The sequence below is a fragment of the bacterium genome, assembly GCA_035527515.1.
In the GTDB taxonomy this organism is placed as follows: domain Bacteria; phylum B130-G9; class B130-G9; order B130-G9; family B130-G9; genus B130-G9.
Map to the genome: position 1 here is coordinate 1 of DATLAJ010000037.1, position 20083 is coordinate 20083.

Below are 20083 nucleotides of genomic sequence, written 5' to 3' on the forward strand. Positions count from 1 at the left end.
AGGTGTGAGTCCGAACGCAGCCCGAAAGCCCATACGTCCCGCTGCCACAGTAGTTCCATGTCATCCGCGGTTGCGACAGGGGCAAGTCCTGTGTGGCCTGGGTCGCGCTGGAACATCGGCCAGAACGAGTCCGCCTGACCAGTGACAGCCACAACAAACATAAACGCAAACACTAATAACACTGTCAGATAACGCATCACGTTTTCTCCTCTCTATCTCTAGGGGATGAGGCGGCGAGGGACTCAGGTCCCTCGCCGCCCATTCTAGCGTCTTGTTGACGCTAAATCACTTCAGGTCCGACTCCCACGAGCGTATAATCATCAAATGTCTCGAACTGGTATGTGTAGTCGTCGCCCTCAGGAAGCGTCGTCTCATAGATGTAGTGAACCACGTCGTCAAAATCCTGCCAAGCCATCAGCTGGTTGATATACAGATTCTCGCCCTTCCAGACCTTGAGGTAGCAGTTCGGCGGTACCTGCTCCTCATCCAGATTGTAGCGAACCTCATAGTGAAAGATAGTGCTGTTCGCAAACCCGCTGGTTGGTGTGACCCAGCCATCACTAGTGAAGTAGCCCGCGAAAGCCAGTGCGGCCAACAAAGCGATCGAGCCAACAATCGCTATTACTCTAACTCTTCTCAACATTTCAAACCTCCTATACATTTCTCGAAAAAGTTGCATTATTGTGTCTAAGTTGACATTATTCTCATAAACGGTGATGCCATTTGAAAGAACGGCGCGCGGGGCGAATAGGAGGGCCTCGTGGTCTAAACTGTACCGCGAGCCCTCTTCCCGCACTCGGCAGGAAAGGCCCGGCTGTAAACGCAAGTAGAGAATGAAACATCATCATAACTTATAGGCCGGGTTCTGGCTTGCGCTGCCCCCCCCGCACTTTCCAACGAAATAGGTTGCCAGGCATTGGAAGCCACCAACGGCAAACAGAGAGGGAGGACGAGAAGAATTACAGTGAAAGACGTTGCCGGTCTTGCTGAACGAGCAACGGTGCAGAACGCACGCGCCCGATGTGTCAGCTTGTGGCCGAACCTAGAATCCGAATGCAGCCGGGCATAGGCTGAAAAGTCAGCCTCGCTGGCCTCATCATCCTCAAAACTGTTCCGAGAAACTTTGGCGATTCTCATCGCTCCCCTCAAAAGGTCTGCGCCTCTGCGTGGAAGCTCGCGCATCCCCAGGCGCATTGTGCGACCTTACTATAAATATACTCCATCCGGACCGGCCTTGTCAAGCTTAAAAAACAGACTTTATCATTCTCGATCCTTTTTGACGGATTTGTCTCTGCGTTGCGCCTCCCTTGCTCCGCCCAAACGGCAGAAGGGTGTCGTAGGGGCTGTCCGAGAATCAGTGTGGGTCGTAGGGGCGATTCACGAATCGCCCTGGTTTGACCGACCTGTAAAGGGCAGGTCCGGGACCTGCTACACTATCCGATCGGGCACTGTGACGGCGAAGGGCGATTCGTGAATCGCCCCTACATTGTCCTCCATGGCAGAATAGGGTGCGGCAAGCAGCACCCCTACGGCCCCGCCCAGTGCGCCTCGGCCACTGTCGGTTTTGTTTCTGTCTTGACCGGCCGCCTTTCTGTTGAACATTATCTTGACAAGTGGCGGATTTGTCTTATATTGTTTTGTGAAAGCGGCCTTTGGCCTAATATCATTCAATTGAGGGTGAAGCATTGGACAGTATAGACTTGAAGATCCTCTCGATGCTTCAAGAGGACTGTAAGGTTCCCCAGGTTGAGCTGGCTCGGAGCGTGGGCCTCTCGCCGGCCTCGATCTCGGAGAGGCTAAAGCGCCTCGAGAGGACAGGGATCATTAAGTCCTACACGGCGATTCTGGACGCTCACGCTCTTGGAATCGACATTACAGCGTTTGTGTTTGTTTTTGTTGAGCATCCGAGGTTCGAGTCTAAGCTTCTGGAGGAGCTCCGTGCTGTGCCGGAGGTTCTGGAGTGTCACCATGTTACAGGCGATTTCAGCCTTCTCTTGAAAGTGAGAACCCGAAACATCGAGACGTTTGAACACCTTCTTTTCCATAATATAAACAGGATACCCGGGGTGAGGCAGACCAAAACTACGATCGTGCTGTCTTCGCCGAAGGAGACGACGCGCATCCCTGTGGACATACCTGCTGAGAGCCCTAACGATGAGAAAGATCAAGGAGTGTAGGAAAATGGCGTTTACAAGGAGCATAAAACCGACGGCTGTTCATGAGACGCTTGGCAAGTACATGCTTGTGGATGGGTTCGACCTCGTAATCGATCTTGAGAAGAGCAAGGGGAGCAGGCTTCACGATTCACGCTATAATCGCGAGTTTCTGGACATGTTCTCGTTTTTCGCCTCGAATCCACTAGGCATGAACCATCCGGCGCTTCGGGACAAGGATTATTTGATGAAGCTAACTAGGGCGGCCGTTCAAAAGCCGTCCAACTCCGACATCTACACTGTCGAGATGGCGGAGTTTGTCGATACGTTCGGTCGAATCGCCATGCCCAAGCATGCGCGCTACCTGTTTTTCGTCGAGGGTGGCGGCCTGGCGGTTGAGAACGCGCTGAAGGCAGCGTTCGACTGGAAGGTTCGCAAGAATCTCAAGGCCGGCATTAAGAAGGAGCTGGGCACACAGGTCCTACACTTCCGCGAGGCGTTTCACGGGAGGACCGGCTATACGCTTTCTCTGACCAACACCGACCCGGTTAAGATTAAGTACTTCCCGAAGTTCGAGTGGCCGCGAGTTGACAATCCCAAGGTTACGTTCCCGCTCGAGGGCGAGAACCTTTCCGCAGTCGAGGCCGCAGAGGAGCGTGCTCTTTCCCAGATGCACGAGGCGTTCCTGAGGAACGATGGCGACATCGCGGCGATCATCATCGAGCCAATCCAGGGCGAGGGCGGCGACAATCACTTCCGCCCAGAGTTCTTGCGGGCGCTCAGGAAAGTCGCTGACGACAACGACGCGATGCTTATTTTCGATGAGATTCAGACCGGACTTGGCCTGACCGGCAAGATGTGGTGCTACGAGCACTTCGGCATGGCGCCGGACATTCTTTGTTTTGGCAAGAAAACACAGGTCTGCGGGATCGCTTGCAGCAGCAGGATCGATGATGTTCCGGATAACGTATTCCAAGTGGGAAGCCGAATCAACTCCACTTGGGGCGGCAACCTTGTGGACATGGTGCGCTGCCAGAGGTTTCTCGAGGTGATCGAGGAGGAGAACCTCGTTGAGAATGCGGCCAGAATGGGCGAGAGATTGCTTGATGGCCTCAAGGCGCTTCAGGAGAGATTTCCCGGGACCGTCCAGAACGCTCGAGGCAGGGGCCTTATGTGTGCTTTCGATCTTTCCGAAACGGCGCTCCGAGATAAGCTCTTCGGCAAAACGTATCAGAATGGTCTGATCCTGCTGAAGACCGGCGTCCGCGGCATCAGGTTCCGCCCAGCTCTGAACGTTACGCCGGGCGATATAGACGAGGCGCTTCAGAGGCTAGAGGATTCACTGGCGCATATCTAGCCGCTCAGGTTGTAGCTCACGCACAAGTACGCTTCGGGCCCTGATGATCAAGTCTGGGGTCTTTGCGCGCCGTATGCGGTTATTCTATTGTTTGTTAAGGTCGCCGGTTTGAGCTTAGGCAAAACTTGACGCGCTAGGTAGTCATGTACCCCTGCCACCCGCACCTCCTGATCGGTTTGGCCTACTAGGCGGCGATAACAGGCAGCAAGTATCGAATATTCCTTTGGCAGGCCGTCGCAGTGAGCCTCGTCCCACCTCATATCGGCAAGCATACTATCTAGTTTTTGGAGTCGGGTTAACAGAGCGTCAAGTGATTGGCGATGTTTGGCCTTTTCCTCGGTATCCTTGCCTGACCGGTTTCTCGTTGTGGCATAGTTCTTGCGGACCTTTGCCGCTTCGCGCCAGATCTGGCTTCTTTTCGACGCGCTCCTTAGCATGGTTGAGTCTCGTCTCAGCTTCGCCTCGAAGCCAAGCAATTCGCTGTGCACTTTTGCCAGCTTCTCGAGCTTGTGTTTGTAGTTGAATATCCATCCCTTGTAGTCACTTCCATAGACATTATATGACTTAAACAGCGCATGCCTCTTCGGATGATAACAGCCCAATATGAAGAGCCATTCTTCGGGCAGCTCCGCGCGCACAGCGGAAAGCACTTGCCCCATTCTCCTCATGGAGCCAGCACTAGCATATCTAACCGTGTGGTCATTCCTATTCAAAAGCCCCCCTATAGCCAGTTTCCCAACCCCGAGCTCCGCAAGCTGGATGCTGCTTTTGACGTATTCCTCCACTGACTTTCCTTGTGCAACCAGGATCAGTTCAAATCTCCGATCGCCACTCTGATAAACGCTTAAGCCTTTTAGCGCGCTCTCATAGGTTGAGTCCGGGTCCCTGAATGTATCAGTCATTATGCCGTAGTCAGCGCGCATTTCTTCATAGGTGCGAAATAAATCAGGATAGGCCGGCCGCGGCTTGTCCGCAAATATCCCGCAATCCACTGCTTTCACCACGGCGCTTCTCAACTGAAGGGCCTTCCGGCAGGGCTCAGTTAGACGACACTCGGCATGATCAGTCCGAAGCCAGCAACCGGACTTGTCACAAGGGAAATCAGCATAGAGCTGTCGAAACCGCGGCGATACTAGAGCATGGGTCATTAGACCAAATCGCACGCCGGGATGATTAACAAAGAAAGTTTTTATGATGTTCAATGACATCGGCCGGTCAACCACAAAGAAGGGGATCACTGCTCCGGGCCGGAATAAAATAGAGTCTCCCCGGCCTCCTCGGTTCCCCTTCTTCGCTTCATCGGTATCGGATAGGCCATTTGATATTCTTGATGTCTATTCCACACCTCGTATAAGCCTATAGCCTGCATTTTCGTGCCGACTGGCGCCAGAACGATATCGGGAGCGATTCCTTGTTCGCGTTCGACAGATTGCCGAAGTCTCTCGATCAGTGCCTCGCACTGAGCGCAGAATGCCTGGGGGTCATAGCTCGGTAAACTCGCATAGTACACGGAATCCGTGGAAAGCAAGGTGCTATTGTTCTTCTTGGCCGTTTCCAGTATTTTGTTACGAGCCGAATCTTTCTCTCCCGGATCACCCAGTATTGCGAGTGTACGAATAGGATCGTACCGCTTGAAGAGCGAATATGCTCGAGCTCCCTCATAGCCAAGCGAGATCACAAGAAGTGTAGGCCGCCAGCCGACAGCCCCTTCGAAGCCTGGCAGCGTGATCACATTTTTCAGACCAATCGCGTACGCATCCTCCGGATATCGATGCCGTCCGACCTTAGTGTATGCGAGAAATTGGGGCTTTCTAGGAATAAACCGCAGCATCGTGAGGATATATGACCGTGGGAAGGTGGAGATGTCAAAAACCATGGTTCTCACATCTAGAGTCTGCGCGAGTTTAGTCCATGTATCCAGGTCATCCAAAGTAAGCCGCATTTCATCATACGGGATTGCGCGATCCACCAGGATCTGAAGACCACGTTTATGGTTTTCATGAAAGCGCTCTCGAGCGTCCTTATCACGGTCGTCAGACCCTTCTTCCGGCTCTCTGAAATAGACGTCAAAAACAACGAGCATTACCATAGAAATCGCTTTTGTCTCCGTAAGTCTGGTCAGCCCAGCGATAAATCGTTCCTCAAAGCTCACCGCGGTAAGTAGAAATGAATCGGAGGCCAATCCCGGACTAGCGTTTAGTAGCGGGGAAATTCGTCTAGAAGTCATCGTCCTCCCCATAGTCAAGCCCGGGTAATTCGTCCGGCTTGGCCTCTGTGGCCGTCTCCTGGAAAAGCGAATACTGATCATTCTCAGGTCTTCGCTGTCTCGACAAAGCGGATTTGACGAATTCACTTTCTGAAAGCTCAAATATTCTATTCAATAGGCCAGCACCAAGAGTTCTGGGGTGTCGATTGGCGTACGAAAGCTGATAATAGGGTGTTAGCATCCTGTGGAGCTTATAGCCGTCATGAGGGATGTGCCGGCGCTGCTGGGGCTGCCTCGCCCCAAGGGGTGTCTGAAGTAGTCCTACTTCAACACAATAGTTGATTATGGTCTTTATCTTTGGGGATAGGTCTCCAGGATCGCTTATGTGGAATTGCGACACAGTCCTGATGTTATCTCGGGAAAACCCCTTTTGTTCCGCGAGATTCTCCAGCTCTTGCCTTGCGCTATGCTCAAACTCCTCGCGAAACATCCTAGATAATGCGTCGATGAATCGAAGCACCTGCAGAGGATCCTTGGTGTCCAAATAGCCGAGACGGTGTATCGCTGATTTTCTCGAGACAACTGAACGCTGAATCTGAAAGGAGATCGGTCTGATTCGCACAGCTTTGTTCGCTATATCAGGATAGGCGGCACTCACTGTGTCCTTCAACAGGCTTACGAACGTGCGGACTATCCCTGAACAAAGATATGGATACCTGCGCCAACCGGAGAAATCCCGGCCCGCGAGTCGGATCTTTTCTTCGTTGCTGGTTCGTTTTCGTTCTTCAAGCAGTTCATCGACTGTTTCGACGCCACAGCGAGACTGCTGAAGACACTTATCTGCTACTCGCCTTAGGAAATTGAAATATCGCTGCTTATCGTTACGACTGTATTTATCTGTGATAACCAGTGTGTAGTCATGCCCAAGGCGGAGCAGTTCGTCGTTTACATCCCTCTTTGGCCATCGCTCATATGTAGAAGCAACTTTGTAGGTTATGGGAGCATCACGTGCACGCAGGAAACAATTCACAACGCGTGATTGTGCATCAGTGAGATGCTCCATCTCATCCAGTAGAAAAAAGATTTGAGCATTCCCAAATAGCGTGTGCAAATCCCTCAGACGGTTAACAAGTTGATATGGGAAATCAAGGGGCAAACAGGAGGTTATTCTGTCAAGTGATGCCCGTGCATCATTGAATTCTGCCTCAATTGCTCGGTCGGCACTCTTAAAACAAGTTTTCTCGTTGCCACGTAGAGATGTGATTCGCAGCAAATCTCCTAAGAGCTCTTGACAAAAGACCATTTCGCGATTCCGGTCAATGTCTAGAAGGTCAAGATCCGATACTAGTCTCAATGTCTGTGTCACCCGCAAAGCCAGAAGCAGGTTGAAAACGTGGGTGAAATAATCTACCCAAGCCCTGTCCTTTGTATCTCCTGACCCAAGACAGAGTTGAGAGCTAAAATATTTGATCCCACATTTGATGTAAAAGCCACAGAAACGAGGCCTTTCGCTCTTCTCTCGCTTTTCCGCTAGCTGAACTTCAAGCGAAAGATGTCGAAGAAGCATGGTCTTGCCCGAACCCCGATGGCCTTCTATGAGTGTATTGCTGGCTTCTGAGCATACTTTAGCATAGTTCGGGGTGTCTATGAAGTACTTCCTGACTTTGTCTATGTCTTCTGGACTTATTTTATCCGCCTGGAAGAACCGGAATGGATTGTGATCTTCTTGCGGGGGAATGTCAGACGGCACTTCTCTTGGATGGAGCACTTCATGTTCTTGTCTTGAATATTCGTCAACCTTCTGCACCAATTCACGAAGATATTCTCCCGCGTCGCAATGTACAAAGCAAAAACCGTAACTTCTCCATTCGTTCTCTAGCGTGCTGTCCTCATCCAACATGACACACGTGATAGGAGCTTGCCATTTCCGATCGTCTCTCAAGCCTTTGATGATTCGACGCATGTTCCCATCTTGAAGACCACAGCCAACTATGACGACCCGTGATTGCAGGAGTTCGCTTTCGATCACGGTGCTCATTTTGGGGCGTTGCCTCTGGTAATTGTCGTAGTCATCTCGGTTGAGAATCATCGCCTTCTCGTCTATTGCGCTGCCGTGCATTTTGATGAGCAGACTCCTTCTCTGGCGTTGCCCTACGTGATCGTCCCTGGACCAGACTTCTATTTTGTCTCCGAATGCCGTCTCGATGAGTTCGTCATAGTTGGTGGTCACTATCACCGAGATCGGCAGATCAACTAATGACAATGCAAGCGAAGAATCGGCGGACTTGGTCTTTTGCTTCAAGTATTGCGCCACATCGTGCTTCGCGGCGCCGGGGCCACAGAAATGGTCATAATGGTCTGCTGCACCCGCCAGGTCGTATTCCCCGATTCTTGGCGGATCCTTTTTGTTCTTGCGTGCCTCATTAGCAATTTTCTTAAGCAGTAAATCACACAAATCGCGTGTTCCAGGAAGCCCCGCAGCTTGAGAAAAGCCGGCTCCCAGAAAAAGGAGTCCTCCTTCATTGGCAATGCATCTTATTAGATCTGGGTCATCGAAAATATCCGACATGTCTCTTTCCTATTTTTGGCCGAACGCCAGAGCCCGGAGCCATTGCTTCAGCCCATGCAATCGCTCACCAATCCTCCCATTAGCCGTGGTGATTTCACCCATCTTCGTTACATATTCTGCGAGATCGGGCAGTGCCAGCATGTAATCGCGGCCGAGGTTAACGAACACATTGCGGTACAACCTCCCATTAAGAAGCCTGATAAGCTGACCTCGCCACAAATTGGCGTTTTCGCTAGCCAGCTTCTTTGACATGCGAAGATCGTAATGCCCTATTCTGTCATCTCCGGAAATGAATCCGTATTTGGCAGACAGAATCACGACGTCGACCTTCGGGGCCCCGTTAGCCTCCCTAAAGAATTTGCGAACCACCCTGAATGCGGGTCCGTCATAGAGCTCAATGGCTGGAAGTGGCTCAGTAGTGTGCTTCTTCCGTTTAGAGCACGACAGTATAAGCAGCGCTGACGCAGTTCTTCTCACTCTCGACTAGCCTCGCATAGTCTGTATTCTTCTTGAGCAAAACACATCTACCGTAAGGGTGGTTCTCAGATCTGTCAAGAGACAAGGTGCGAAGTGCCATGAACCTAAGCGCATCCCGATGTGGGAATCTCCCCACCGGATTGTCACTACGAGGTCAGATTGCGGCGCCTGAGCTCCGCAAGCGCTTGCTCCACGCCGTCGGTCGCGGTCTGGTTGGCAACCCAGCTCGTCAGTTCAGTTATACCGTCCTCGAATGAGACCTTTGGCTCAAAGCCCAGTGAGCTCTTGATCTTGCTTATATCCGCGAAGCAATGTCGTATGTCCCCAGCCCGAAACTTATTTACAATCTGCGGCACGAGCCCCTCGACCTTTCCGACCCTGTCGATGAGGATGCTGGCGATATCGAGCACCGAGGTTCCCCTGCCAGTCCCCACGTTAAATACTTGGTAGTTGGCCTTGTCGCTCTCAAGCGCCAGGAGGTTCGCCTCGGCGATGTCTTGCACGCTGATAAAGTCGCGGCTCTGAAGGCCGTCCTCGAAGATTATTGGCGAATGATCGTTCAGGATTCGGCTTCCGAAAATGGCGCACACGCCCGTGTAGGGATTGGACAGCGCCTGCCTGGGCCCATAAGCGTTGAAGTATCGAAGCGCGACGGTCGGTAGCTTGTAGGCAACGCCCGTGCTGATGAACATCTCCTCGTGGTCTCGCTTGGTGATAGCATAGATGGAAGTGGGGGACAGCGGCTTCTCCTCGTCTGTCGGCAGCGGCTTTGCGATGGCTCCGCACTTGGGGCAGTGCATCTCCCACTCGCCTCTGGCCAGCTGGTCCTCAGACCGCAGCTTCGGATGGATCGCTCCGCATCGGGGGCATTCGTACTTGCCCTCGCCATAGATGGACATGGACGACGCCACCAGGACCTTCTCCACCTGATGCCTCTCATTTGCGAGAATGTCCAGCAGAACCGCACCGCCCATAGTGTTGATGTCCGTGTAGCGCGCGATCTCGTACATCGACTGCCCAACACCGACCGCGGCCGCCTCGTGAAATATGACCTGCTTGCCCTTAATCGCGTTGTAAAGGGCATCCCTGTCTCTGACGTCGCCTTTTATGAACTCCGCATCCGAACTGAGATACCCAGGGACTCTCTGCTCCTCGCCGTGGACCTGCTTCTCGAGGCTGTCATAAACCGTAACCTCATAGCCCGAATCAAGCAGCCTATCTACCAGGTGAGAACCGATGAACCCCGCACCACCCGTAACCAAAACCTTCGTTGCCATTACTCACTCCGATATGTTCTGAGTATTGAGAATCTCCAGTATTTCACGAGCCAACTGCCTCGCGCGCCGAAGCCGGTCCGCGTGCGGCCTATCCGTCTCGGGACCACTGTCATCGGGCGCTTCGCCCACCTCGCGGGCCGGGCCCGAAAGCCTCTTCCTTGCGCCGCTCACTGTATATCCATCTTCATATAGCAGTGTTTTTATCCTAAGAACCAGCTCAAGGTCCCGCTGGCTGTATATCCTCTGTCCCGACCGGGTTTTCTGCGGCTTCAGGAGAGAAAACTCCTTCTCCCAATACCGCAGCGTGGGAGCGTCCACCTCTGCTAGCTTGCTGACCTCGCCGATCCTGTAGAACATCTTAGCCAAAGCATTTCACCCCACGAAGACGGGGAGCACTCCCTATCTCGAGAAGAAGTCGCCGCCCTGCCGGAACCGCACGGTGACCAACTCCGGGACCTCAACCGGCTCAGTCGTTACCGGATGTCTCGTCGTCCTCCGCCGGCGCCTCCTCAGCTCAAACGTTCCGAAGCCTCTGACCTTGACCTTCGCGTCGGCCAGCAGACCCTCCTCAATTGCGCCCAAAATAGCATCTGCCAGCTCGTGCGACTCGGCAAGCGAAAGCCCACCGTGCGCATCCCGTAAGGCCTGCGCTATCTCTCGCTTGGTTAGCGTTTTCGCTTTCAACAGATCCTCACTTCGCCTATTACCATAAGCGCCAAAAAACTCGAGCACATCGTAGGGCAAGTGCACTAGCATTTCAACTGCGCGAGTGGGGCCCAAGGATGAGATTGGGCAGCGGAGGTCTTATACCTCAAGCGCGTCTAACGCTTTCGATATGCGCTCGTTGGGCGCACGACTTGGCTTCGCAATCGCACCAGTCGGAGGTTTTGGGGTGTGGTGTCATGCCGCCACACCCCAAACAGACCTGCAACGCAGCTAACCCGACAGCGCGATTATTGTGTTTACGGATTCGCTTGACAAGGTGGTGGGCGCCTCGGTATATTTATTGTGTTGATCGTTTGAGCGAAATGTTCAGGAGAAATATTAAGGAGGAGGCACAAATGGCCAGCCCATTTGGAAAATCTGCGAGAACCTCATGGCTTCGCGCCATTCTCTTAGCAGCTGTGCTGCTTGTTGTCTTTGCGAGCTTCGTATGGGGAGAGGTGTTGACGCCCGAGAAGCTCGATAAATCACTTCAATACTGCAAAACAGTGGCCTCTGCATCTTTTCCGGAATGGAAGGACGCGGATTTCGCTGACCGGGAAACATACTACGATCTGAGTGGCGTCCCACTTGTTTATGTTTACTCGGTCAAGCGGGAGAACGTGTATCTGGGTTATATGACTGTCAGCGCCCGGGATGATTTCCACCCATTCTTCGAATATTCCGGCGGTCTGCGTCCGTCTTGGGGCCTTGAAAGGTCTCTGGACACAGTATGGGATATGGGCTACGAGCCGGGCGATGTGCAGTTCGTTTTCGCGCCGCCCTTCGACTACTTGGTGAAGATTAAAGCCAAGAATACAAAGGACCGCGACGCGGCCGATGGCATCGTGATTCATCTCGGCAGTTTTCGGGTGTGCCCCAAGGTCGAGGTGGCGGCTTACCTGGACAGATACACAAGCGTATCCTTGCAGAATCGGGACAAAGTTAAAGGCTTCTGGCGGCAATATGTGTTGTCGGCTAATGGGGTCCCGGAAGTGAAGCAAGGCGCCGATGTCTTGGTCGCAAAGATCATCAACTCCGAGGCGCACGACTACGAGTTCACGTGGTATAAGGGCTGCGGCCCGACCTCTATGACGATGATGCTTGGCTATTATGGCAATGCTTGGGGCTATAAGAACTTCTGGTTTGATGGGCCAGAGAGTCTTTCTTGGTGCGGGACAGCGCCGTTCACCATTCAGGACCTTCACGACAAGATTGTGGAGTTTGGACAGAACATAGCTGACAGTGAGTTTGGTCGCGAGGAGCTGGGCGGCCCAGGCTACGACGGCTGCATACTTAATAAATACGGGATAGATCGTGAGGTTGCAGAGAGGACGATTCAGGAGACAGGCGAGTTTTACGGCTACTCCTTCACCACCGACCATTTGGATTATTGGGGTCGCGGGGTTTCTCCGGCGATAATTAGCACGCTTCAGCAGGAGATCGACAAGAACCATCCTGTCTATTTCGGGATCAGCTCTGACTACTCTGGGAATGGATGGAACACACATGCGGTCTTGGGGGTTGGGTATAATTACTCAGCTGGCACCCACCAGGTTATTGCCCACAATACGTGGTGGTGGTCGAACGGCAGCAAGCCGCATGCAGCCATGGAGAACTTTGAGGACTGGTCGATCATAACAGCCGCGCCGCTGGGTTTCAGCAACAGCCCGCCAGAGCTCACCGAGCCATCGGTTTCGCCGCTTTCGGGACCGCCAGGCACGGTGTTTACGTTTAGTATTCACTACTACGACGTGAACGAGGCTGGATTTTATGTCGATGGGGCGCCGGATTTTGAGCCGTTCCGGACTGGAGACGACAACGGTGGGAACTGGGCTGGAGGAACGCTGCAGAGAGACTACAAGGGTGACCTGATAGCGAATAACGGCATCATTGACTATGAGGGTTGGAACGATATGGGCGACCACTGCTCGGATGACACATGGTATGTTGATCCGGGCAGCGACCCCTGGCCGGACCCGACTGACTGGTGGTCCTCCCAAGACTCGCCGTACAATCCGAAGGACGGGGATACTTTCATCGACCTCAATGCTAATGGACTATGGGAGTCGGAGCGCTTCGATGACGCCAACTGCAATGGAATCTGGGACGGAGACAATGGTCCTTACGACGGTTGTGTCGTGATCGACGAGGTTCCCTATCCGATGCTGATAGTTGGCAGTCCGGGTGCGGTCAAACGCTCAGATGCATACTATCAGGCGCAGGTAACGCTTGGCCCAGGTATCCACAAGTACTACTTTTACTTCAAGGACGGCAATGGTGGCACAGGACGGCTTCCGGCCCGTGGCGGGACATACGAGAACGTCAGGGTCGGTGAGCAGTATAATGCTGCCCCGGATCTCTCGAACCCGGGCGTTTCGCCTTTGACAGGATCACGTATCAGTTTGTTTACGTATTCGGTCTATTACTACGATTCGGACGGCGACCTTCCGGGGAACCCCTACGTGTTCATAGATGACGTTCCTTACCAGATGTGGCTGGCATCTGGCTCTGCGGAGAACGGTTTGTACAGGTATGAGACTTTCCTGAGCGAGGAGGGCCACGTCTATTACTTCGAGTTTGACGATTGCTACGGCAAGACAACTCGATGGCCATCGGCCGGCTACGTCAGCGGGCCGGTTGTGCTGGGCGGGGGAGAGGTTCCGATGCTCTCTGATGGGATGGTCTCGCCGAGGCGCCCGCTGTTTCAGACACCAGTCGCATTCACCGTTCGTTACACGAGTCCGCACGATTATACACCGATAAGCAAGACGGTGGTCCTGGATGGTTCACCGCATGAGATGTCGTTCCTCGAAGGCATTACTGACGACGGCGCGGCGACCGCGATACCTGAGCTGGCCAACTTCGCTAGCGGGGCAACCTACTACTTCAGCACCTCACAGCTAGCTTTGGGTAGTCATAGCTTCTATTTCAGCTTCATTGACGAGACGGGTGGTGCAGGCCGGCTGCCGATGAAAGGTGTTATATCAGGCCCTGATGTGACCGGAACTAACGCGCCGCCTAATCTGAATAGGGGAATGGTGGACCCTGCGTCCGGTACTGGGACAACGGAGTTTCAGTTCAGCGTTGATTATTCAGATATTAACGCCAACCCCGCCGAAGAGGTCCTCATGTATCTCGATGGGGACTCCCACCAAATGGAGCTTCTGAGCGGCAGCCCTGCGAATGGCGTCTATGGGGTGTCGGTCTTCGGTCTTTCCGAAGGGCTGCACTCGTATTGGTTCTACGCCAAAGACAGCTTGGGCGCCGAGACCAGGACGCCAAGCGCTGGAGACGAGTTCGAGGGGCCTTATGTGAGCAAGACCAACACACCACCAGTGTTGAGCGATCCGGCGGTCAATCCCGAGACAGGTAGGTTTTTCGATAGATACGTGTTCGGCGTCGATTACTTCGATGAGGAGGGTGATGCGCCTCATCTTATGTCTGTCTGGTTGGACGGTGATGAACACGAGATGTGGCTTGCGTCGGGAGAAGGTTCTGACGGCACCTACACTTACGTCGCATCGCCGGGCGCATTATCGTCGGGCGAGCATCACTACTACTTCTTCGCAAACGATGGCTTTGGTGGCACGGCGAGGTCTCCCGAGACCGGCTATTTCGCTGGTCCGACGGTCATATATCAGGAGGAGGCGATCTTACCGTATTGGATCGTTGAGAAGAACATCTCGCCGAACATCGAGACGAGCATCGTGCTGACCAACACCGGGCGCGACCCGGTTGACGTTCAGGTCTCGCTTTGGAGATACAACGGTCAGCCGATCACCCCGAATTCGATACAGGTTGCTGGGCACGAGACGAAGGTCCTGAAGGTCTCGGAGATTCCTGGAGTAACCGATTCCGATACTGGCAGTGGGAACCTCACGTGGACGAACGGGCGGTTGGTTGTGTGGGGCAAGGTCGATGCGGGACCCACTATCGCTCTTGACCTTACAGGTGCAAGGCCAGGCCCGCTTCGCCTGCCGTTTTGGCAGGTCATCAGGTACGGAGATGGCAAGGTCAAATACGATACATTTATCGCCCTGGCAAACCAGTTTGATCGCGATGTGAGCGCGGAGATCACTTTTCTTGATGAGTTTGGCGCAGCCACAGCAACGACACACTTGGAGTTGGCGCCTTTCGGGATTAGGACGTTGCTTTTCTCCGAGGCAATAACTGGGACCAGCATCGGTTCGGCCAAGCTGGTCTTCAGCGACCCGGTTAGGGTCTGGGCCGTTATGCTCAACAAAGTGAGAGGCGGAGGATTTGAGCTGCCTGTTCTTGGCAGCGGCGAGACGACGCCGTATTTGGTGCCGTCTTGGAGGAATCAGCCCGCTTTCAACCTTGACACCTACGTCGTTTTTGCCAATCTCGGCGATAGGCCTGTCTCGTCTCAGATTACTTTCTACAATGATGCAGCGAACATCCGAGGCGCCGACCTTGCCTCGGTGCCGGCAGGTGGAATGAGCGTTATTCAGGCTAGCAGATGCACCATGACTGGGGAGGCTGGTTGGGCCCGGGCGGTTTGGCCAACGAGCGGCGAGATAGGCGTGTTCGCAGTATGGCTGAACAGCAACCGGTCTCAGTTCTATCCTGTTCCCCCAGCCAAGAGCTTCACGCCGCCCATATATATCCCGTATTGGGAGTTTGACTCGCTTCTATACAAGGATACTTTTATATGGGTCCGCAACCCCAACGATGCGCCGGTCACGGGCAAAATATCAGTGAACGATCAGCGTGGTTTCCTCGTAGGCGAGGTCCCGTTTAGCTTGATGCCGCGCGGCCTGTTCTCAATATCGGTTAGCATGCTGGACACTGTGGGGCACGGGTGCTTGACGATTAGCTCAAATGCGGTGCCGCCGATGCCTCTTATCGCTTGGGCAATGCTGTGGAATAGCTCTAGCGGCGATGGATGTCTCGTGAAGGCGCAGAAGGCCTTTGGCCAAGGAATCGAGTAGCTGATTTTTCTCTCATTATTCTTCTCCTGCAGAGGTCGTCCGCTGTGAGGGCGACCTCTGTTATTTAGTGTCTTGGGCGGGGTAGCGAGTTTTTCGATCACAATAACAACACGTCCGCAAACTCATGCGCATAAGCTCGGTTCGATTTATGGCGAGCTCGCACTCACTAGATTGGATGCCAGACCAAGTTCTGCCAGAGATCGCGTTCGCCGGAAGGTCAAATGTCGGTAAGTCCTCGCTAATCAACTGCCTTGTTCAGAGAAAGCGCCTCGCTCGGGCAAGCGTAACCCCGGGGAGAACGAGGTGTATCAACTTCTATAGCGTGAACGATGCTATCTGCCTGGTCGATCTGCCGGGATATGGCTATTCGAAGGCATCTAAGGCCCTTCGGGCAAAACTGGCGCCGCTGATCGAGGCATACCTGTCATCCGGCCGCGCCTCGCTGTGCGTCTCGCTCGTAGATTGCAGAAGGCCGCCTGAGACGTCGGACGTGGTTGTCTGGCGGTGGCTGGCCGCACACAACGTTGCGCTCGTGGTTGCCGCGACGAAGGCCGACAAGATATCGAGGTCAAAGCACAACGCAGCCGTCAAGGCAATAACGGGCGCGATTGAAAGCATCAAGAGCTCGCAAGTCATCCTCTTCTCATCGAAGACAGGGCTGGGAAGGTCGGAGCTCTTGAGGCGCATTCTCTCCTATACCAAAACATGACATCCGCAAGAACCATCGCTTATGAGGTGCTGCTGCGCGTCCAAACGCAGCGGAGCTACTCGGACTCGCTGTTAGATGCGCTCCTGACCAAAAGCCAGAATCTCCCGCCGACCGAGAGGCGATTCGCCAAGGCGCTCATCTTTGGCACGCTGAGGAATCGCACGCTGCTTGACTACTATCTCATGCAGGCCGGGTCGTTCCGGCCCGGCAAAACTGACGTGCGGACCCTCGCAGCGCTCAGGCTCGGCGCCTATCAAGTGATGTTCATGGAAAGGGTCCCTGATTCTGCCGCGGTCAACGAGAGCGTTGGCCTTGTGAAGGAGCGATGCGGGCCGAAGGCTGCTGGCTTTGTGAACGCCTTGCTGAGGCGCCTCGTCCGCTGCAAGTCGTCCCTCGAGCGCCCCAAAGTCGCGTTCGAGGCGGACGAGGCGAAGTTCGTGAAGTCGGTTGCTGTTGCGTTCTCTTTCCCTGAATACTTGGTGCAGAGGTGGCGCCATAGGTTTGCGAGGGACCAGCTAGTCGCGCTCATCTCGAAGCTTAACGAGCTGCCAGTCAAGGCCGTTCGCGTGAACAGGACCAAGATAACAGTGTCCGACCTTGCAGAAAGGCTCGCTATGCGCGGCTTTGGTGCGGAGGCGTCCGCGCTGTGCCCCAGTGCGCTCAGGCTCTCGGGACCTGGGCCGCTCGAGGAGACGCCGGAGTGGCGCGAGGGGTTGTTCACTGTTCAGGACGAAGGAGCACAGGTCTTGAGCCTGCTTGTTGAAACTCTGAGGCCGCACTCGATAGTCGATGTCTGCGCCGGCATCGGCCAAAAACTCACGCTGCTTGCGGAGCGTTTCCCAATCGCTCTCGTGGTCGGAAACGACACCTATCTGAGAAAGGTGGAGCAAAGCAGAGAGCAGGCAAAGAGGCTCGGCCTCAAGAACGTCCGCCTAGTCGCTGGCGACCTTCTCTCCCCAACGCTGAGACCAAAATCCTTCGACCTCGTCATTCTCGATGCGCCCTGCACCGGCACAGGCACCATCCGCCGACACCCAGAGATAAGGTGGCGCGTGCGGCCGTCGCATCTGAGAAAAACGGCCAGCCTGGCACTCAACATGCTCGAATCGTGCATGCAACTCGCCAAGCAGCCAGGCACGATTCTATATTCCACGTGCAGCCTGGAGCCCGAGGAAAACGAGGAAGTCATCAGGAAGTTCTTGAGCCGCAATGCTGACTTCGAGGTCTGCCGATTACCCGATGTTCCCGCGCTGCTTCGTCCATCGATGGGCGAGTTTGGCCTCACGCTGTTTCCGCATGTCTATGACTGCGACGGGATGTTCTTCTCGCTTCTTCGGCGCAAGCCCTAGACGGCGAGCGACCCACGTCACCACCGAAGTTCGATGCTCTCGATGAACATCGCTTGGTCGGACAGGCTATCCGGCTGCGAGTCCTCCTCAACATCGTGGTTCGGCGCGAGCGTCAGGTAGTGCAGGCCCGGCAGCAACTCTGAATCGAGTGCGCCTCGGACCAACGTCCTGTCGTCTTCAGAGATTTGGTCGTTCGGGATGGCGTTGCCGTCAAGGTCGATTCTGAAGTGAGTCATCTTGAATCGAGCAGGGAAGACAGGTGTGAATTGACAGACGTAATGTAGCTCATTCGAGCTCGTGCAGTTTCTGAAGATCACCCTCAGCCGCGGGGCACGAGAGCTCCCGGCGCGGCGCCGGCAGGGGTCGAAGATGATGCGCTTTCTGCCTGAATATGTGATGGGGTTCTGCCAGCCCTCCATGAGATATAGCCTTGCCGAGGGCTCGTCGGGTGTGATGACGAGCCGTCTCGCCGGTTTGTCGGTGAGTGGCAGTCGATAGATGCGCCCTGTCCTGTCTTGATAGACCATTTTAGCGCCGAGCACATCTTCGATGTAGCGCTTCATTGGATAGCCGCCCGCCCAGTAGTTGGCCCTGTAATCGCAGACGATATGAGTCAGTCCCAGAAGGGACGTGATCTGCTCGACATAGTCCCTCTCAGAGAGAATACGGTCGAGGTCAATCCCTCGTCCGGTCTGAAGAGCCATGAGGCTGGACAGAAGGGGCGCTTGTCGGTAATACGATGTGATCTCCCTCGGTATGCGAGATGCATAGCCGTTAGCCATGGGGGTCTTGTGCACTGTCTGGTATAAGAGCATGATCGAGGGGTCCACGAACGGGAAGGTCCCAACCATGCCCTGCCCTGACCACACCTGGAATGGAGTAATGAGAATCCCTCGTGGCTTGGGCGAAAGCGTTCCAATCGCATTATAGACCGAAGGGAGCCTGGTCCTATTTGTGGTGATGGGCACGTGCACTCGCTCCGCGAACAATAGTCCGGCGACCAGCACGGTCAGTATCGCCGTGGCCTCCTTAGACCTTTGTTTTGAGAAGAGTCTTGCAGCGCCGAAGCCAACGAGAATCGCCCCGGCCAGCGCTACTCCGAGCCCGAAGCGGCCGGGGATTCTGAGGTCTGCGAGCAGCGGAAGGCTTGTTAGGAGGGTGAATGGAGACAGTGCAGCTGGAATGAACTGCACGCCGAACGCTTTTGGCTTGGGCCCAAGCGATATGGCCAAACAGACAAGAAGTCCGACCAGCAGGCACACGAGAAGGCCCTTGTCTTTCTTGCGAAGAGAAAAAGCGCCAAGACAAAGCAGAAGCAGCGCGAAGACGCCAAAGAACTGGGGCCGGTCCAGTCCGCCGCCGGTGATTCGAGAGGGCCATCCTTGCTTGAGCCTTTCGCTGGCGAACCACACGAGGCTGTCCGGGACGAAGTAGCTGAATGCGTCTGCCGATGACCGCACCGCAAGACCCGTGTCGCGCCCCCAATCGGCGTCGAACAGCGACGAGAACTCGCTGGCGTAGTAGATTACAGGAGAGGCTATGACACAGAACACAACAGCCGCCAAACTAAGGGCCAACAGGCTTTTCTTCTTGCCGCGAGACCTTGCTGTCCGGACGAGACCCAGCACGAAGATCGGGGCAGCGCACAGGCCAAGGATGATTGTCGTGGTGTAGTCGTTGTAGAGGTTTAGAGCAAGGAGCGCGGCCGCCATGACAAGGTCAAACTGTCTGTGGTTTTTGGTCCATTTGAGCAGGAAATAGAGGCAAAATGGGAGAAGCTCTGTAGCTGTCAGGTTGTAGTGTCCGATAGCGTGGTACCAGTGCGTTGTAGAGAAGGCGAACGCGATTCCGGCACAGAGGCCGGCCAAATGGGAGCCGGTGAGAAACCGAACTAGAACGGCCATGCCGAGTGCTCCAAGAGCGAACGACAAGATCAGGCTTAGATTGCTCGAGACAATTGGTCCCCAAAGCCAAGTAATGGGCGCAAGCGCGGCGCAGTGCAGGGGGATTGTGGTGTGATAGATTGTCCTGATCCCGAACGGGATCATCGCCCAGTCGCAGTTGAAGAACAGGTCGCCATGCTTGATCTGTTCGGCAACCCACCAGAAGTTCCAGGCGAACATGGCCGAGTCGCCACCGCCGCACGGGGTCCCGTCAGCGATAAACAGCGCAACGTTGCGAGTGAAGACCACGGAAAGCATGAGGAATACGAGCGCGAGGAGGAGCAGCTCGCTCCGTCCGTTTCTGCTCGGCCGTATTAGGTTCTCGGCATCGTTATTGTCTTCCACCATAACCCTCTCAATATGCTTGTCCGATTGAAGCTGCGGCG

16 protein-coding genes are annotated in these 20083 nt (G+C 54.5%); 5 read left to right on the forward strand and 11 right to left on the reverse strand.

What is annotated here, in order from left to right; all coding sequences use genetic code 11:
• From VM163_02405 to VM163_02415, 3 genes are all read right to left on the reverse strand, one after another.
• Nucleotides 1–197 (reverse strand): hypothetical protein (locus VM163_02405; protein HUT02725.1); only part of this gene is annotated, 197 nt, incomplete at its 3' end.
• 83 nt (nt 198–280) lie between these two features.
• Nucleotides 281–643 carry a hypothetical protein gene (locus VM163_02410; GenBank protein HUT02726.1) on the reverse strand — a complete coding sequence of 121 codons (363 nt, stop codon included), beginning with the start codon at nt 641–643 and terminating at the stop codon, nt 281–283.
• Between the two features lie 785 nt (nt 644–1428).
• Nucleotides 1429–1602 (reverse strand): hypothetical protein, encoded by a 174-nt coding sequence (locus VM163_02415; protein ID HUT02727.1) that lies wholly within the window; start codon nt 1600–1602, stop codon nt 1429–1431.
• An 83-nt stretch (nt 1603–1685) separates the two neighbouring features.
• Here VM163_02415 and VM163_02420 point away from each other — a divergent pair, with 83 nt between their 5' ends.
• Together VM163_02420 and lat are read left to right on the forward strand one after the other, a co-directional pair.
• The gene (locus tag VM163_02420; GenBank protein HUT02728.1) at nt 1686–2177 is read left to right on the forward strand and encodes an Lrp/AsnC family transcriptional regulator; all 492 of its coding nucleotides are present in this window, start codon (nt 1686–1688) and stop codon (nt 2175–2177) included.
• Nucleotides 2155–3510 carry an L-lysine 6-transaminase gene (lat, locus tag VM163_02425; protein ID HUT02729.1) on the forward strand — a complete coding sequence of 452 codons (1356 nt, stop codon included), beginning with the start codon at nt 2155–2157 and terminating at the stop codon, nt 3508–3510. Before VM163_02420 ends, lat begins: the two co-directional genes overlap by 23 nt.
• 47 nt (nt 3511–3557) lie before the next feature.
• On the opposite strand, the gene VM163_02430 is transcribed toward lat, so the two are convergent.
• The 7 genes from VM163_02430 to VM163_02460 form a co-directional block, all read right to left on the reverse strand.
• Complete coding sequence (locus VM163_02430) at nt 3558–4511, reverse strand: hypothetical protein (GenBank protein ID HUT02730.1); 954 nt, start codon at nt 4509–4511, stop codon at nt 3558–3560.
• Nucleotides 4512–4744: 233 nt separating this feature from the next.
• Nucleotides 4745–5737, reverse strand: coding sequence for a hypothetical protein (locus VM163_02435; GenBank protein ID HUT02731.1), 993 nt, complete (start codon nt 5735–5737; stop codon nt 4745–4747).
• The gene (locus VM163_02440; protein ID HUT02732.1) at nt 5727–8285 is read right to left on the reverse strand and encodes an SIR2 family protein; all 2559 of its coding nucleotides are present in this window, start codon (nt 8283–8285) and stop codon (nt 5727–5729) included. Before VM163_02440 ends, VM163_02435 begins: the two co-directional genes overlap by 11 nt.
• Before the next feature lie 9 nt (nt 8286–8294).
• A complete protein-coding gene (gene yaaA, locus VM163_02445; GenBank protein ID HUT02733.1) occupies nt 8295–8762 on the reverse strand; it encodes a peroxide stress protein YaaA in 468 nt (155 codons plus the stop codon).
• Nucleotides 8763–8908: 146 nt separating this feature from the next.
• Nucleotides 8909–10039, reverse strand: coding sequence for an SDR family NAD(P)-dependent oxidoreductase (locus tag VM163_02450; GenBank protein HUT02734.1), 1131 nt, complete (start codon nt 10037–10039; stop codon nt 8909–8911).
• A gap of 3 nt (nt 10040–10042) precedes the next feature.
• Entirely contained in the window at nt 10043–10396 is a 354-nt protein-coding gene (locus tag VM163_02455) for a MerR family transcriptional regulator (GenBank protein ID HUT02735.1), read from the reverse strand.
• Between the two features lie 42 nt (nt 10397–10438).
• Nucleotides 10439–10723 (reverse strand): HU family DNA-binding protein, encoded by a 285-nt coding sequence (locus VM163_02460; GenBank protein ID HUT02736.1) that lies wholly within the window; start codon nt 10721–10723, stop codon nt 10439–10441.
• Between the two features lie 377 nt (nt 10724–11100).
• On the opposite strand from VM163_02460, the gene VM163_02465 reads away from it, so the two are divergent.
• The 3 genes from VM163_02465 to rsmB all read left to right on the forward strand — a co-directional run bounded on the left by VM163_02465 (nt 11101) and on the right by rsmB (nt 17754).
• Nucleotides 11101–15696, forward strand: coding sequence for a hypothetical protein (locus VM163_02465; protein HUT02737.1), 4596 nt, complete (start codon nt 11101–11103; stop codon nt 15694–15696).
• Nucleotides 15697–15844: 148 nt separating this feature from the next.
• The gene (gene yihA, locus VM163_02470; protein HUT02738.1) at nt 15845–16405 is read left to right on the forward strand and encodes a ribosome biogenesis GTP-binding protein YihA/YsxC; all 561 of its coding nucleotides are present in this window, start codon (nt 15845–15847) and stop codon (nt 16403–16405) included.
• The gene (gene rsmB / locus VM163_02475; GenBank protein HUT02739.1) at nt 16402–17754 is read left to right on the forward strand and encodes a 16S rRNA (cytosine(967)-C(5))-methyltransferase RsmB; all 1353 of its coding nucleotides are present in this window, start codon (nt 16402–16404) and stop codon (nt 17752–17754) included. The genes yihA and rsmB overlap by 4 nt, the downstream gene beginning before the upstream one ends.
• 17 nt (nt 17755–17771) lie before the next feature.
• On the opposite strand, the gene VM163_02480 is transcribed toward rsmB, so the two are convergent.
• Nucleotides 17772–20045: a hypothetical protein gene (locus VM163_02480; protein HUT02740.1), complete on the reverse strand. Its 2274-nt coding sequence runs from the start codon at nt 20043–20045 to the stop codon at nt 17772–17774.
• Between the last annotated feature and the right edge of the window lie 38 nt (nt 20046–20083).